Genomic DNA, 14,748 nt, shown 5'->3' on the forward strand with positions numbered 1-14,748 from the left:
ATAAGACAGACGCAAGGGGATACCACGAAAACTTCGGACCCACATTCACGCAGGGGGCCGTGGCGTAACGGCAGTCTGGCATGCGGCCAGATCGCGAGTCTGCGTCACCACCTGTAGGATGGCTTCGGCGTCCTGAGGGAGCCCGTGTGTTGCGGGCGGAAAGATATTCTATGACTTTTGAAGAATTCGGGCTTCAGGCCCGTCTGCTGGAAAACCTTGCCGAAAACGGCATCACCACTCCGACCCCGATCCAGGAAAAAGCGATCCCGCTGGCCATGGAAGGCCATGACGTGATGGGTCTGGCACAAACCGGCACCGGCAAAACCGCGGCTTTCGGTCTGCCGATCCTGCACGCGATGATGAAGGATGGTCGCCGCGTTGAATCCAAAGTGGTGCGGACGCTGATCCTTGCTCCGACCCGCGAACTGGCAAAGCAGATTTTCGAGAACCTGCAAAACTTCTGCGCTGGCACCCACCTAAAGATGGCTCTGGTCACCGGCGGTGCGGGTATCGTCGGCCAGATGCGCAAGCTCGAAAAGGGCGTGTCGGTTCTGGTGGCAACGCCGGGCCGTCTGCTCGATCTGATCGACCGCAATGCTCTGCGCCTCGACGCGACCGAGTTCCTCGTCCTCGACGAAGCGGACCAGATGCTCGACCTTGGCTTTATCCACCAGCTGCGCCGCATCGCGACCCTGCTGCCGCATGGCCGTCAGACCATGCTGTTCTCGGCCACCATGCCCAAGCAGATGGAAGAGATCGCTGCCAGCTACCTCAACAAGCCGCAGCGCGTTCAGGTAAACCCTCCGGGTCAGACCGCCGACAAGATCGAGCAGTCGATCCACTACGTCGGCAAAGCTGCCAAGTTCGACCTGCTGGTCGAGCTGCTGGACCAGCACCGCGACGACCGTGCGCTCGTTTTCGGCCGCACCAAGTGGGGCATGGAAAAGCTGGCCCGTTCGCTGGAAGCCAAGGGCTTTGGCGTCGCTGCGATCCACGGCAACAAGAGCCAAGGCCAGCGTGACCGCGCGATTGCCGACTTCAAAGCGGGCAAGACCCGGGTTCTAGTTGCGACCGACGTTGCTGCGCGCGGCATCGACATTCCGGATGTGCGCTACGTCTACAACTATGAACTGCCGAACGTGCCGGACCAGTATGTCCACCGCATCGGCCGTACCGCGCGTGCGGGCAACGACGGTAAGGCCGTAGCGTTCTGCGCACCGGACGAAATGGGCGATCTGCGCGACATCCAGAAGACCATCAAGAGCGAGATCCCCGTGGCTTCGGGTCGTCCGTGGGAAAAGAGCGAAGAGAAAGCAGCCGAGCCGCAGCAGCGCAACAAGCGTGGCGGTGGCGGCGGTCAGCGTCGTGGTGGTCAGAAAGCTGGCGGCGCACCGAAGCAAGGCGGCAAGCCGCAGCACCGCGGTGGCGCAGGTAAGCCCGCCCAGCGCCGTGCAGGTGGCAATCCCAACGCTGCATCGAAGGGTGGCGCTGCGTCGCCGCGTCGCCGCAAGGCCAACTAAGACGATACTGACGACAGGTGCCGTAATTGGCACCTGTCATCCGGTTCCCGAGCGCGGAACGAATTTCCTGACAAGTTGCAACATTTCGCCACTCCTTTTGCGGGTGATCGGCGGAGCTTGGCCATTCCCTCGATCACAGCTGCGTTTTTCCGCAGAAAACCTGATCGAATTGCGTTGGCCGCGCGTTAGCTCTCTGCACGACACAGTTACAGCCGCGCAACACCCCGCTACCGATTGATCGGCGCAGGGAACGCACGGCGAAAGTTGCGACCAGTCGACAGGTCGCATGGTGTGGCCCGGTGTATGGCGGAGCGCATGACGCATTTGCCGGGTCACGCCGTCCTCTAAGGAAGAGGGGAGGAGGTCGGGTCAGCGGCGGGATGGCTGCTGACTTGGATGGTTCGGTCTCACACACGCCGAACCCAACTGTGGGTGGGCCGGGTGCCTAATCCCGTGGACTGGCATCCGCCCGCCTGCTTTTTGCAGAGCATACCGCCCAAAGAAAAACGCCGCCCCGAGGGACGGCGTTTTCTGTTTCCGCTTGGAAAGGGATTAGAAGCCCAGACCTGCGTACTTGTTCTTGAACTTCGAAACGCGGCCGCCGGTGTCCAGCAGGCGCGAGGTGCCGCCGGTCCATGCCGGGTGTACCGAGGGGTCGACGTCGAGCGACATCTGGTCGCCTTCTTTGCCCCAGGTCGAGCGCATCTTTACGATGGTGCCGTCGACCAGTTTAACGTCGATGAAGTGGTATTCGGGGTGAATATCTTTACGCATCTCGAGCTATCCTTACTTCTCAGCCAGCGGCTTGTAGTTGGTGACCTCAGCGATACGAGCCGACTTACCGCGGCGGGTGCGGAGGTAGTACAGCTTGCTGCGGCGGACTTTACCGCGACGTACAACTTCGATGCTGTCGATGTTGGTCGAGAACAGCGGGAACACACGCTCCACGCCTTCGCCGAACGAGATTTTGCGAACGGTGAACGAGCCGGCAATGCCTTTGCCGTTCTTGCGGCTGATGCATACGCCTTCGTACATCTGTACGCGGGTACGCGAGCCTTCGGTCACCTTGTAGCCGACGCGAATGGTGTCACCGGCTTTGAAATCGGGAATTTCCTTCCCGAGCGAGGCGATTTGTTCTGCCTCGATCTGTGCGATCAGATTCATCTGATGCTCCTATCTGCTTGTGGTTATTCCACAAAGGTTGCTTGCGCCCTCAGAGCTCTTGGCCTTCAACCGGGTCCGCTGGGTTCCCATTCGGGAGCGCCCGCCAGAGTTCAGTGCGACTTTACTTGGTGCCACCTTGCCTGCCCTTGTCCCCCCGAAGAAAGAGGGATGCGGCAATACAAAACGGGCCTAGCGGAATCACAGATCCCCTAGACAGTCGCGCGTATAGGCCAAAGGGGGGCGGGGGGCAAGAAGGTATCATACATTGGCATGACACCTTGCGCGAGAGTTGGGATGCGCTATTCTTGCTGGAGAAGAAGTTGGTAAATCCTCGGCATTTATTTGAAAACGCAGCGCGCAACTCAATTCAGAGACTTTATCATTGTGCTGGTCGGTGCCGCTGGCGTGGTTGGGTTCCTCTTGTATTTATTGTCATTAGTAGTCGATGAAACTTGGTGGGAGCGAAACACGCTTTTGGTGGGGACGCACGGGTTTTATTTGTTTCTACTGCCACCATTGCTATGGGCGTTTCGCTTTCGTCATCAGGATGGATTTCAGTCGCCAACAGTTCGGAAAATATTAGACAACGGTCTAATTTTGGTGGAGCCCTGCGACTGGCTCGGTCATGGTATTGGGGTGTCTATTTTCCGAGCGAGCGATGACTTGGAAATATTTGTCGGATGTGCGCGAGTGATGAACATTCAAACAAATAGAATAGTTCAACTTCGTTTGACCTCCGCTGAAGATGATGAAGTTAGTACTATAAAAGAAATGGCAGATTTTCGAAAAGACCTAGTGATCAAGCCCGGGCACATGACATGACTGATAAAACTAAGAATCGTGCAACTGTGTCGCACGTGCCGGATGATTACCGCGCTGTGATTAACCGAGGAAGTCTCCATGGCGTTAAAGCAGGTGATGTCTACTTAATCTATTCGATAGGACCCGAATTGTTTGATCCTGACACAAATGAATCGCTTGGTCGTTTGGAAGAGGTGCGTGGGCGAGCCAAAGTAACTCATGTTCAAGAAAAGATCGCGACGCTTCGTTCGATCGAGTTTGAGGAAACCCACGGGAGCCGAAAGATCATTCGCCGTGACAGTGGGATCGCTATGTTTGGGCAGCAGCGTGAAGAAATTGAAGAAGGAGCGAAGAGAGTTAACCTATCGTTAGATGCGGAAGTTGGCGATCAAGCTAAACTACTAAGTTCTGCTTGACAGCAAGCGGCACTGGTTTCCATTTCTGAAATTTAAGGTACACTCAGCGCTTTAAAGTGCTCGCAAACTTCTCCCACATATCCGGCCGACGTTCCTTCGTGATCTCTTCGGCCTGTTCGCGGCGCCATTTTTCGATGTTGCCGTGGTGGCCCGACATAAGCACGTCGGGGATGGTGCGGCCGCGCCATTCGGCGGGGCGGGTGTATTGGGGGTGTTCGAGGAGGCCGTTGGAGTGGCTTTCTTCCTCGATGCTCTCGGCGTTACCCAGCACGCCAGGCAGGAGGCGGATGGTGGCGTCGAGCATGGCTTGGGCGGCAAGCTCGCCGCCTGTCATGACGAAATCGCCGAGGGAAACTTCCTGAATGCGGTAGGCGTCGAGCACGCGCTGGTCGACACCTTCGAAACGGCCGCAGAGCAGGGTGACACCGTCGTAGGATGCCCACTCGCGCGCCATCGCCTGATCGAACCGTTTGCCGCGGGGCGAGAGGTAAATCAGGGGCATGTTGCCGCGCGCGGTGCTGCCAGCGGTCTGGATCGCCTCGTCGAGCACATCGGCCCGCAGCACCATGCCTGCGCCGCCGCCCGCAGGGGTGTCGTCGACGTTCTTGTGTTTGCCGATGCCGAAGTCGCGCAGGTTGATCGTCCGCAGCGCCCAGAGGTTTTCGCGCAGCGCCTTGCCCGTGAGGCTCTGCCCCAGCATTCCCGGAAACGCATCGGGGAGCAGGGTGATGATCTGCGCGGTCCAGACGCCGTGCCACTCCGGCTGCTCGGTGAGCAGATCGCGGGGTTTCAGCGTGGGCCGCATCACGCGGCGGCCGCTCGATTTGTTGGGCGTATCTTCGGTCATGGCTGGCTCATACGGCAAAGCGGGGTCGAAGGGAACTCAGGCCGTGCGCCACCCGCCAAGTTGGGTTTCCTCGGCGAGAGCATCTTTGGCTGCGATGACCTCTTCGTCGGAGAGGCCGGAGCGGTTGATGGTCAGGAACTCGCGCCAGAGCGCCTCTTCCGGGCCGGTGTTGCCTTTGCCGACGGGAGCAAATCCGCTCGGGTCGATGCCGAATGCGTCCAGCAGCGCACCGCCGGGGCCGAGGGCGTGGGACTTCGCGTCCTCCAGCGGCAGCGTCGTGACGACATCGCCCAGTTCGGAGCGAAGCGCGTCGACAATCGGCACGAAGTCGGCGGCGGGGCTGTAGGCGGCGGCGAATTCGTCGAAATCCATCCGCAGGCGATGGCCCTTGAGATGGTGACGGTAGGCCGAGAACAGCCAGGACGACCGCTCGCGTGTGGTCAGCACGACCTTGGTTTCGATCGCGCCGAAATGTTCGGCCAGATAGTTGGCGACATAAGACACGGTGACGGGCGCGGCGGCGTAGGTATCGACGTTCGGCCAACCGGGCAGGTGGCCGCAAAGCGCCTCGCACGAGACCAGAACATCGCGGCCATCCATGGGTAGCTGTGACAGCAGCGTGTCCAGACGTTCGCTGAGGTCCAGCAGCACGAGCGGATTGCCCGTGCGCGAAAAGTTGTGGACGAGCGATGTCACGGGCTTGAGATGGCGGAGCATCAGAAGCTGGACCTGCGGTTCCAGCTTCTCGCGGTTCACCCAGAGAAAATGCTGGATCGAGCTGGTGCCGGTCTTGTGGAAACCGGGGTGCAGCAGGATCCGTGGCATCTTATTCATCGGGGAACAGGCCCTCCGGCGGGTCGGCGACGATGCGGCCTGCGGCGATGTCCACGGTCGGAACGGCCGCCTGCGTGAAGGGCAGCAGCACGGTCGATTTGTAGCCCGCCTTGTGAATTTCCAAGAGGTCCGTCGCGCCGTGGTTCATCACGGTTTTCACGGTGCCGAGGTCGTTGCCGCCCGTGTCGAACACCTGAAGGCCGATGAGGTCGGCGTAGTAGTATTCGTCGTCAGCGGGCGGGGGCATCTTGTCCCGATCCGCAAAGACCTGTGTGCCCTTGAGCTTGTCCGCGTCCTCTTTCGACACAACGCCATCCATGCGGACGATCAGCGCGTTTTGCGCGACGCCGGTCACGACGATCGTCGGGAAGGTGCGGCCATCCGCAGTATAAAGCGGGGTGTAGTCCGCAATCGCGTCGGGCTCTGCGCAGTACGATTTCAGGCGCACTTCGCCGCGGACGCCGAATGCGCCGCCGATGGCTCCGACGACAACTCGATCCTGTGTCATGTTATCTCTCCAGCAGTGCGGGCAGATCCTGCCGTTTTTCCCAACCGAGCCGTTCCAGCTCGGGGCTTTCCTCTTCGGTGAGCGGGTAGCCGATACAGAAGTAACCTATCAGACGCCAGTGCGAAGGCACATCCAGATCGCGGGTCAGCTGCTCGGGATCGAGGATCGACACCCAACCAAGGCCGATGCGGTGCGCGCGAAGCAGCAGCCAGAACTGCATGATGGCGGACACGCAGGAATAGGCTTTCATCTCTGGCATGGTGCCTGCGCCAAGGCCCTTGCCCTTAGTTGTGTTGTCTTCGCTGAAAACGGCGATCTGCACGGGGGCGTCGTCCATGCCGGACAGCTTCAGACCCGCGTAGATCTTGGCATCGTCGCCCGAATATCCGGCGAGCGCATCGGCGTTGGCGGCGCGGAAATTCTCGCGTGCGGCGATACGGCGAGCGGGATCGTTGACGCGGACAACGCGCCACGGCTCCGACAGGCCAACCGAAGGCGCGAGCGAAAAGCTCCGCAAGCAGTCATCGATAACATCGGAATCTACGGGGTCGGTGCGGAAGTGGCGAACGTCGCGCCGCATCCGCAGCAGGCGCCAGAGTTCATCGCGAAAGTCAGCGTCAAATCCGGTCATGTGCGGCTCCTTTGCGGTGACCGTAGCGGGAACGGTCGCGGCGAAAAAGCCGAAAAAGAAACTGCCCGGAGGTTTCCCTCCGGGCAGCGGGCGTGAAGATTACTCTTCGCCAGCAGCGGCTTCTTCGGCCTTAGCGGCTTTAGCAGCAGCGCGCTCCTGAGCAGCTTTGCCCGGAACGGCTTTCTTCGGGTTGTTGCGCTCTTTCTTGGCAACAACGCCAGCAGCTTCGAGGAAGCGTGCAACGCGGTCGGTCGGCTGTGCGCCGTGGTCGAGCCAGTACTGAGCGCGCTCGAGGTCGAGCTTTACGCGGTCTTCCGAATCCTTGGCAAGGAGCGGGTTGTAGGTGCCCAGCTTCTCTTTGAAGCGGCCGTCGCGCGGCATGCGCGAGTCAGCAGCAACGATTGCGTAGTGGGGGCGCTTTTTGGAACCACCGCGTGCGAGACGGATTTTGATAGCCATGATGTTTCTCCTGATCGAATGGCAGTGTGACGGCGAGGCCGTCAGGATTGGTGTTGCTTGTGGTGTTGGATCACTTCCTGAATGATGAAATTCAGGAATTTCTTAGCGAACTCGGGGTCTAGATCGGCCTTGTCCGCAAGGTCTGTCAGCCGTGCGATCTGCATCTCTTCGCGTGCAGGGTCGCTAGGCGGAAGGTCGTTTTCGGCCTTCAGCTTGCCCACGGATTGCGTGTGCTTGAAGCGTTCGGCGAGCGTGAAAACCAGAATGGCATCGAGGCGGTCGATGCTTTCACGGTGGCCTTTCAGAAGCTCGGCTGCGCGGGCGACGGCGTCGTCAGTCATGGAGTCCTCTTACTCGGGGATTTCACGGGGATAGCGGTAGGCGATGCAGCCGCCGAAGTCGGCGCTTTCGTCGCGTTCCGCACCCAGACGCTCGGCCAGTTTGATGGCGCGGGCGTTATCGGGGTGGATGTAGCTGACCAGCGTTTCCCAGCTCAGCGCGTTGTAGGCGTTGTTACGGGCGCTGCGGGCAGCTTCGAGTGCGTAGCCCTGACCTTCGAACTCTTCGAGGAAGAGGAAGCCCAGTTCCGGTTCCGGATCGCCGAACTCGTGGTCAAGCATGACAAAGCCGAGCGTTTTCAGGTCGTCGTTGCGCACAACGGTCCAGAGACCCGCGCCACGCAGCAGCCAGCCAGCAACCAACTGGTTAAAGTCGAGCCACGCATCATCGCGGCTCATCGGGCCGTCGACGTACTTGCCGCGCTCGGTGCACACGATTTTCGCGTAGTCCTCGAAGTCCGAGATATACGGCGCGCGCAGGGTGACACGTGCCAGCGCAATGCGCGGCAGCGAGCCTGCGATACGGTCGGTCGCGACGGCGGCCTGACCCTGAGGATCTGCTTCCCACGGGCGGTTCATGACAGGTGCTCCGGTTTGGTATGACGGTAAACAAGGCAATCTTTACCATCCGGAGCGGCCGCATTCGGGTCGCGCTTCGCACCCAGCTTTTCAGCCAGAGCGATCGAACGGTTGTTGTCGGGACCGATGTAATTCACGATCGTGTCCCACTTCAGCACGGACCATGTGTGGTCGATGATCGCCTTCGCGGCTTCGGTCGCAATGCCCGTGCCCTCGACGCTCTCGTCCCAGATCATCCAGCCGATTTCCTTTTCCGGCCAGCCAGCCGGATACCACGGGCCGATCATGCCCAGTGCGGTGTCGTCGCCTTTGCGGGTGACGACCCACATGCCATAGCCGTGGATTTCCCAGTGACCGATTTCCGCCGCGAAACCGCGCCACGCCTGACCTTCCTGCAACGGACCGCCCACGCCGACCGAGCGGTCCGAGGCAAAGAATGCCATCGCCGCGTCAAGGTCGGACGCCTTGGGTTTGCGCAGGATCAAGCGCTGGGTTTCGAGTGTTTCGGTCATCGGTTACTTTTTCTTACCCAGACCGCCGAGGCCGCTCAGACCGCCGGGCAGACCCATGCCGCCCAGACCGCCCATTCCGCCGGGGATCTGCTGACCCAGAGCTTTGGCAGCCTGCTGCATCGCCTTGGGATCGTTCATGTCGGGCATACCGCCTTCGGGCATGCCGTCCTTGCCGAACATCTGTTTGACGGCCTGACGGAGCGCGCCGCCTTTGCCCATCTTGCCCATCTTCTTCATCATGTCGGCCATCTGCTTCTGCTGCTTGAGCAGCTTGTTCAGTTCCGACACTTCCAGACCGGCACCCTTGGCCACGCGCTTTTTACGGCTGGCCTGCATCAGGTCGGGGTTGGCGCGCTCTTTCTTGGTCATCGAGTTGATGAGAGCGATCTGGCGGCGCAGCATGATATCGTCGAAGCCGGCTTCTTTGATCTTGCCAGCGTGCTTGGCCATGCCCGGCATCATGCCGACGAGGCTGTCCATGCCGCCCATCTTGATCATCTGTTCCAGCTGCATCTTCAGGTCGTTCATGTTGAAGCGGCCCTTCTGGAAGCGCTTCATCATGCGTTCGGCCTGCTCGACCTCCAGCGTGGCCTGTGCCTTTTCAACAAGAGCAACGATGTCGCCCATGCCGAGGATACGGCCCGCGACGCGTTCGGCCTCGAAGGTTTCGATCGCGTCCATCTTTTCGCCGAGACCGACGAAACGGATCGGCTTGCCGGTGATCGCGCGCATCGACAGCGCAGCACCGCCGCGGCCGTCACCGTCCATACGGGTGAGGACAACGCCCGAAACGCCGATCTTGTCGTCGAATTCGGTCGCAACGTTCACGGCGTCCTGACCGGTCAGGCCGTCGACAACGAGCAGGGTTTCGCGCGGCTTCACAACGTCGCGGACGTCGGCAGCCTGCTGGATCAGTTCTGCGTCAATGTGCAGGCGGCCTGCGGTATCGAGCATGTAGACGTCATAGCCACCGAGCGACGCTTGGGTCTTGGCGCGCTTGGCGATGGCAACGGGATCTTCGCCCTTCACGATCGGCAGGGTGTCCACGCCGATCTGGGTGCCGAGGATCGCGAGCTGTTCCATCGCAGCCGGACGGTTGACGTCGAGCGAAGCCATGAGGACGCGCTTGCCTTCGCGCTCTTTCAGGCGCTTGGCGAGCTTTGCGGTCGTGGTGGTCTTACCCGAGCCCTGAAGGCCGACCATCAGGATCGGAGCGGGCGGGGTGTCGATTTTCAGTGCGCCGGCGTCTTCTTCACCAGCCAGAACGCGGATCAGTTCGTCGTGGACGATCTTCACGACCTGCTGGCCGGGCGTGATCGACTTGGTGACGGCAGAGCCGGTGGCCTTGGTTTCGACGGACTTGATGAAGTTGCGCACAACGGGGAGCGAAACGTCGGCTTCGAGCAGGGCAACGCGTACTTCGCGCAGGGCAATCTTGACGTCGTCGGCGGACAGGGCGCCTTGCTTGGTCAGACGGTCGAAGACTCCGCCAAGGCGTTCGGATAGATTTTCAAACATGCCGACGGTCCTCCTAGACCAGTTACCAATCGTTGGACGACTACATAGGTGCCGACCGCTCAAACCACAATCGCGCCCACGGGCGCAACGCGCTGGTGGACGGCGATCCCCCCATATAGGGAAGGGACCGGAAGACTCATGCTCCCGGGATGGTTGGCTGGCCGTCTACGCGCGTGCGCACCTAGAGTCAAGGTACACATAGGCGGATGTGCGGTCTTGCAGTCCTGAGTGTGCTCACTAAAGTGGCGCACAGACTATTTAAGGTTTTACTCATGCAAAATTGGGATGAAGTGCGCACCGCATATCAGGTGGCGCGTTTAGGAACCGTGAGTGGTGCCGCAGAAGTATTAGGCGTGCACCACGCTACGGTGATCCGGCATATTGATGCCCTCGAAGGACGCCTCGGCGTCAAACTTTTCCAGCGCCATGCGCGTGGATATACCCCGACCGAGGCAGGCACCGACCTGCTGAACGTCGCAAAGATGACCGATGACCAGTTCCAGCAGTTGCAGGGACGCATCAAGGGACGCGGCGACGCGGTGGATGGCGACCTCACCGTCACCTCGCTGGCCTCGTTCTCGACGATGTTGACGCCGATCCTCGTCGGCTTCCAGAACCAGCACCCGAAGCTGCGCGTGCGCTATCTGACCGGCGACCGTCTGTTCCGTCTGGAGTACGGCGAAGCCCATGTCGCGATCCGTGCGGGCAACCCGCCGGATCAGCCCGACAACGTGGTGCAGCCGTTCCTTGAACAGAAGGTCTGTCTGGTTGCGTCGAAGTCCTACATCGAAAAGTTTGGCCGCCCGAAAGACGACGCGGACCTCGTGAACCACCACTTCGTCAGCCACGACGACATGGATGGCCGCGCGCCGTTCCACCGCTGGCTGACCGCGAACCTGCCGCACGACCGGATTTCCTATCGCACGATGGATAACCGTTCGATGCGCGACGCGATTGCGGCGGGTGCGGGTATGGGCTTCCTGCCGAAGTGCGAACTCAGCACCATGCCCGAAGTGGAATGCGTGATGGAACCGCGCGATGAGTGGTCGAGCCGTCTGTGGCTGGTCACGCACGTCGACCTTCATCGCACGCCCAAAGTGCAAGCCTTCCTCAAGTACCTGAAAGAAGAGTCGCGCAATTGGGAAAACTGAGCCCGTCACTCGCGGGCCACTTGGCAATGCTCACGTTCTCGGCGCTCGTCGCCGGGAGCTTTTCGTTGGGCTCCATGGTGGCAAACGAAATTGCACCCATGGCCCTCAACGCGCTCCGCTTCTGGATCGGCGCCGGTATCGTCGGCGGCATGGTCTGGTGGACGGGCACGTTCAAAGCGTCCGACTACAAGGGAACGTGGCGCTACCTGCTGCTCGGCGGGATCTTTGCGTTCTACTTCGTCCTTATGTTCGAAGGCTTGAAGACCGCAGAGCCCGTGAGCGCTTCGGCAGTCTTTACCCTCACCCCCATCATCTCGGCCATCGCGGGTTACATCCTGCTGCGGCAGATGATGACCGCGCGCATCGCATTGGCGCTCGCCATCGGCGGGGCAGGGGCGCTGTGGGTGATTTTCCGCGCCGATTGGGATGCGTTTTTGCGGTTCCAGATCGGCAAGGGCGAGTTCATCTATTTCTGGGGCTGCGTGGCTCACGCCATCTATACCCCTCTGGTGCGCAAACTGAACCGCGGCGAGCCTGCCGTGGTGTTTACCTTTGGCGTCGTCGTTGCGGCGGCTGTCGTGCTGACGTTCTTCGGCGCGAGCGCTATTGGTGCGACCGACTGGGGCAGCCTGCCGCCTCTGGTGTGGGTGACTATATTATATACGTCGATCTTCGCGACGGCGGTGACGGCGGTGCTGCTGCAATTCGCGTCGCTCCGCCTGCCTGCGGCCAAGGTGATGGCCTACACCTACCTCGCGCCGACTTGGGTGCTGGGATGGGAACTGGCGCTTGGCCAGTCGGTGCCGCCACTGGCGATCATTGGCGGGATCGGCCTGACTATTCTGGCGCTTCTTCTGCTTCTTCGGGACTGACGCCTTCGGACACGAGGAACCGTTCAAAACTGTCGAAGTCGAGCTGGTCGAACTGCCCGAACGACTGCATCCAGACGCTCGCTTCGCGCAGGGTGTCCGGTTCCAGTTTGCACCACTTCACGCGGCCGCGCTTTTCCTGACTGATGAGACCCGCGTCAGCGAGCACGCTCAGGTGTTTGGAAATCGCAGCGAGCGAGACGTGAAACGGCTCCGCCACATCGGTCACGGCCATATCGTCCTCCAGCAGCATCGACAGGATCGTGCGGCGGGTGGGGTCGGCGAGTGCAGTGAAAATCGTGTCGAGCGAAGCGGCCATGAAGAGTGATTAAGGTGTGCCACAGAGAAAGGTCAACCAATCGGTTGAATATGGATTCAATGCAGTTGCAGCGCCGCCAGGGTCGCCTGTGGACAATTTTACCCCATCGCCGATTTGAAAAATGCAGCAATATCAATGCAATGAAGGGGTGTCGCAGGGTGGCCGTAGCTTATTGACTCGGAGCGCCTAACAACTTAGCAAAGCGCCAACCTTCATGGGGACCCTCGACTGTGACGAACCAGACCGAACAAGACCGTCTGCGCTCGCTGGAAGAGCGGATCAACAAGGCCAAGGCGGAAGCCCCGACCGAGAACCACATGAAGAAAGACTACTCCCAAGCGCAGCACGCGTGGCGGATGGTCACCGAATTAGTTGCCGGTCTTCTGATCGGTTTCGTCATCGGGTTCGGGTTGGACTATGCCCTTGGCACGTCCCCCATATTCCTGGTGATCTTTATTTTCTTTGGCTTTGCCGCCGGTATGAAAACCGTGATCGGCTCGGCCAAAGAGTTGCAGATGAAAATGCTGGACCAGCAGTCCGGCAAAAATGGGGAAAAGTGACATGGCGACCGACGTGCACGGTGAAGAAGCTGGCGGCCTGGTTTTCCACCCGCTCGATCAGTTCGAAGTAAAATCGCTGTTCAGCGATGGTCCGGTAAACTTCATCTCGATCACGAACTCGACGCTGTGGATGGCAATCGCCGTTCTGTGCGTGGTTCTGCTGTTCGTCATGGGTACCCGCAAGCGCGCGATCATCCCGACCCGCACGCAGTCGATCGCAGAACTGTTCTACGGCTTCATCTACAAGATGGTCGAAGACGTAACCGGCCATGACGGTGTGAAGTACTTCCCCTACATCTTCACCGTCTTCCTGTTCATCTTCTTCGCGAACTTCCTCGGTCTGCTGCCGCTGTCGTACACCCCGACCGCGCAGATCGCAGTGACCGCAGTTCTGGGCTTCGGCGTGTTCATCGCCGTCACCATCATCGGTTTCGTCAAGAACGGCGCGAGCTTCCTCGGCCTGTTCTGGATGTCGGACGCCCCGCTGGTGCTGCGTCCCGTCATCGCGATCATCGAAGTGATTTCGTACTTTGTCCGTCCCGTCAGCCACTCCATTCGTCTTGCAGGTAACCTGACCGCAGGTCACGCAATGATCAAAGTGTTCGCTGGCTTCGCAGCTATCGCCGCCGTTGCTCCGGTTTCGGTTGTCGCTATCGCTGCTGTCTACGGACTGGAAGTTCTCGTAGCCGGTATTCAGGCATACGTGTTCACCATTCTGACCTGCATCTATCTGAAAGATGCCCTGCACCCGGCTCACTAAGCCTGCAAACGGTCTGAATATCTATCAAGCCAATTCCATCGTAAGGAGAAAATCATGGAAGGCAATATCGCACAACTCGGTCAGTTCATCGGTGCCGGCCTCGGCGCAATCGGTTCGGGCCTTGCTGCTATCGGCGTTGGTAACGTCGCTGCTAACTACCTGGGCGGCGCTCTGCGCAACCCGTCGGCTGCTGCTTCGCAGACCGCAACTCTCTTCATCGGCCTCGCATTCGCAGAAGCTCTGGGCATCTTCTCGTTCCTGGTTGCTCTGCTGCTGATGTTCGCAGTCTAATCTACTGACGCATCCTTACGGTCGGGGCGCGCGGGCACGCCCGCGCCCCCGATGACACCAAAGGGTCCGACGGAGAAAGACGAGATGGCAGACACTAATACCGAAGTCGCCCACACTGCTACCGATGTCGCTACCGCGCACGGTGCAGATATGGCGCACGGGGCCGAGGCCGGCGGCGCATCCATGCCGCAGCTGGACCCTTCGACCTATTCCAACCAGATTTTCTGGCTTCTGGTCACGCTCGTCGTGATCTACTTCGTGCTGTCCCGTATCGCCCTACCGCGCATCGCCGCGGTTCTGGCTGAACGGTCCGGTACGATCACTAACGATATCGCCGCTGCCGAAGAGCTTAAACTCAAAGCTACCGAGGCCGAGGCTACTTATAACAAGGCTCTGGCTGATGCCCGCGCCGAAGCTGCCCGTATCGTCGCTGATACCAAGGCTCAGATCCAATCGGATCTTGATGTCGAGATTGCGAAGGCTGATGAAGTCATTGCCGCCAAGACCGCCGAAGGCGCGAAGGCCATTGACGAAATCCGCGCCAACGCCGTCGCCAGCGTCGAAGAGGTGGCTAAGGATACCGCCGGTGCGATCGTTGCTGCGCTGGGTGGCACTGCCGATCAGGCTGTCATCGACGCAGAAGTCGCAGAGCAGATGAAAGGCTGAGGACC

The 14,748-nt window shown here is 60.1% G+C and carries 21 protein-coding genes; 9 read left to right on the top strand and 12 right to left on the bottom strand.

The window, feature by feature from the left end; genetic code table 11:
• The first annotated feature begins 170 nt into the window (after positions 1-170).
• A complete protein-coding gene (locus HCZ30_RS00655) occupies positions 171-1,520 on the top strand; it encodes a DEAD/DEAH box helicase (RefSeq protein WP_167635833.1) in 1,350 nt (449 codons plus the stop codon).
• Between the two features lie 552 nt (positions 1,521-2,072).
• Here the strand turns inward: HCZ30_RS00655 and rpmE are convergent.
• Together rpmE and rplS are read right to left on the bottom strand one after the other, a co-directional pair.
• Positions 2,073-2,294, bottom strand: a complete 222-nt coding sequence (gene rpmE, locus HCZ30_RS00660; protein ID WP_167635834.1) for a 50S ribosomal protein L31 — start codon at positions 2,292-2,294, stop codon at positions 2,073-2,075.
• A gap of 12 nt (positions 2,295-2,306) precedes the next feature.
• Positions 2,307-2,684: a 50S ribosomal protein L19 gene (gene rplS, locus HCZ30_RS00665; protein WP_167635835.1), complete on the bottom strand. Its 378-nt coding sequence runs from the start codon at positions 2,682-2,684 to the stop codon at positions 2,307-2,309.
• Between the two features lie 342 nt (positions 2,685-3,026).
• Between rplS and HCZ30_RS00670 the strand changes: the two genes are divergently transcribed.
• Together HCZ30_RS00670 and HCZ30_RS00675 are read left to right on the top strand one after the other, a co-directional pair.
• Entirely contained in the window at positions 3,027-3,506 is a 480-nt protein-coding gene (locus HCZ30_RS00670; RefSeq protein ID WP_167635836.1) for a hypothetical protein, read from the top strand.
• Entirely contained in the window at positions 3,503-3,901 is a 399-nt protein-coding gene (locus HCZ30_RS00675) for a hypothetical protein (protein WP_167635837.1), read from the top strand. Before HCZ30_RS00670 ends, HCZ30_RS00675 begins: the two co-directional genes overlap by 4 nt.
• 43 nt (positions 3,902-3,944) lie before the next feature.
• Here HCZ30_RS00675 and trmD read toward each other — a convergent pair whose 3' ends face one another.
• The 9 genes from trmD to ffh all read right to left on the bottom strand — a co-directional run bounded on the left by trmD (position 3,945) and on the right by ffh (position 10,127).
• Positions 3,945-4,748, bottom strand: coding sequence for a tRNA (guanosine(37)-N1)-methyltransferase TrmD (gene trmD / locus HCZ30_RS00680; RefSeq protein WP_167635838.1), 804 nt, complete (start codon positions 4,746-4,748; stop codon positions 3,945-3,947).
• Positions 4,749-4,784: 36 nt separating this feature from the next.
• Entirely contained in the window at positions 4,785-5,582 is a 798-nt protein-coding gene (locus tag HCZ30_RS00685) for a hypothetical protein (protein WP_167635839.1), read from the bottom strand.
• A complete protein-coding gene (gene rimM, locus HCZ30_RS00690) occupies positions 5,575-6,090 on the bottom strand; it encodes a ribosome maturation factor RimM (RefSeq protein WP_167635840.1) in 516 nt (171 codons plus the stop codon). The genes HCZ30_RS00685 and rimM overlap by 8 nt, the downstream gene beginning before the upstream one ends.
• Before the next feature lies 1 nt (position 6,091).
• Positions 6,092-6,721, bottom strand: coding sequence for a 5,6-dimethylbenzimidazole synthase (gene bluB, locus HCZ30_RS00695; protein WP_167635841.1), 630 nt, complete (start codon positions 6,719-6,721; stop codon positions 6,092-6,094).
• 99 nt (positions 6,722-6,820) lie between these two features.
• Positions 6,821-7,180, bottom strand: coding sequence for a 30S ribosomal protein S16 (gene rpsP / locus HCZ30_RS00700; RefSeq protein WP_167635842.1), 360 nt, complete (start codon positions 7,178-7,180; stop codon positions 6,821-6,823).
• Positions 7,181-7,221: 41 nt separating this feature from the next.
• The gene (locus HCZ30_RS00705; RefSeq protein ID WP_167635843.1) at positions 7,222-7,521 is read right to left on the bottom strand and encodes a chorismate mutase; all 300 of its coding nucleotides are present in this window, start codon (positions 7,519-7,521) and stop codon (positions 7,222-7,224) included.
• Between the two features lie 9 nt (positions 7,522-7,530).
• Positions 7,531-8,097, bottom strand: coding sequence for a GNAT family N-acetyltransferase (locus HCZ30_RS00710; RefSeq protein ID WP_167635844.1), 567 nt, complete (start codon positions 8,095-8,097; stop codon positions 7,531-7,533).
• On the bottom strand, positions 8,094-8,609 hold the full coding sequence (locus HCZ30_RS00715; RefSeq protein ID WP_167635845.1) for a GNAT family N-acetyltransferase: 516 nt from the start codon (positions 8,607-8,609) through the stop codon (positions 8,094-8,096). The genes HCZ30_RS00710 and HCZ30_RS00715 overlap by 4 nt, the downstream gene beginning before the upstream one ends.
• A 3-nt stretch (positions 8,610-8,612) precedes the next feature.
• Entirely contained in the window at positions 8,613-10,127 is a 1,515-nt protein-coding gene (gene ffh / locus HCZ30_RS00720) for a signal recognition particle protein (protein WP_167635846.1), read from the bottom strand.
• A gap of 272 nt (positions 10,128-10,399) precedes the next feature.
• On the opposite strand from ffh, the gene HCZ30_RS00725 reads away from it, so the two are divergent.
• Positions 10,400-11,278 (top strand): LysR family transcriptional regulator, encoded by an 879-nt coding sequence (locus HCZ30_RS00725; protein ID WP_167635847.1) that lies wholly within the window; start codon positions 10,400-10,402, stop codon positions 11,276-11,278.
• Entirely contained in the window at positions 11,275-12,150 is an 876-nt protein-coding gene (locus tag HCZ30_RS00730) for a DMT family transporter (protein ID WP_246212547.1), read from the top strand. Before HCZ30_RS00725 ends, HCZ30_RS00730 begins: the two co-directional genes overlap by 4 nt.
• Here the strand turns inward: HCZ30_RS00730 and HCZ30_RS00735 are convergent.
• Entirely contained in the window at positions 12,116-12,466 is a 351-nt protein-coding gene (locus HCZ30_RS00735) for an ArsR/SmtB family transcription factor (RefSeq protein ID WP_167635848.1), read from the bottom strand. The two genes, HCZ30_RS00730 and HCZ30_RS00735, sit on opposite strands and share 35 nt — an antisense overlap.
• A gap of 230 nt (positions 12,467-12,696) precedes the next feature.
• On the opposite strand from HCZ30_RS00735, the gene HCZ30_RS00740 reads away from it, so the two are divergent.
• The 4 genes from HCZ30_RS00740 (at position 12,697) to HCZ30_RS00755 (ending at position 14,743) form a co-directional block, all read left to right on the top strand.
• Positions 12,697-13,026, top strand: coding sequence for an AtpZ/AtpI family protein (locus HCZ30_RS00740; RefSeq protein ID WP_167635849.1), 330 nt, complete (start codon positions 12,697-12,699; stop codon positions 13,024-13,026).
• 1 nt (position 13,027) lies between these two features.
• Complete coding sequence (locus HCZ30_RS00745; protein ID WP_167635850.1) at positions 13,028-13,786, top strand: F0F1 ATP synthase subunit A; 759 nt, start codon at positions 13,028-13,030, stop codon at positions 13,784-13,786.
• A 54-nt stretch (positions 13,787-13,840) separates the two neighbouring features.
• On the top strand, positions 13,841-14,077 hold the full coding sequence (locus tag HCZ30_RS00750) for a F0F1 ATP synthase subunit C (protein ID WP_167635851.1): 237 nt from the start codon (positions 13,841-13,843) through the stop codon (positions 14,075-14,077).
• 84 nt (positions 14,078-14,161) lie between these two features.
• Positions 14,162-14,743: a F0F1 ATP synthase subunit B' gene (locus HCZ30_RS00755; RefSeq protein ID WP_167635852.1), complete on the top strand. Its 582-nt coding sequence runs from the start codon at positions 14,162-14,164 to the stop codon at positions 14,741-14,743.
• Positions 14,744-14,748 lie beyond the last annotated feature (5 nt).

This window comes from Marivivens donghaensis (assembly GCF_011806565.1).
GTDB lineage: Bacteria > Pseudomonadota > Alphaproteobacteria > Rhodobacterales > Rhodobacteraceae > Marivivens > Marivivens donghaensis_A.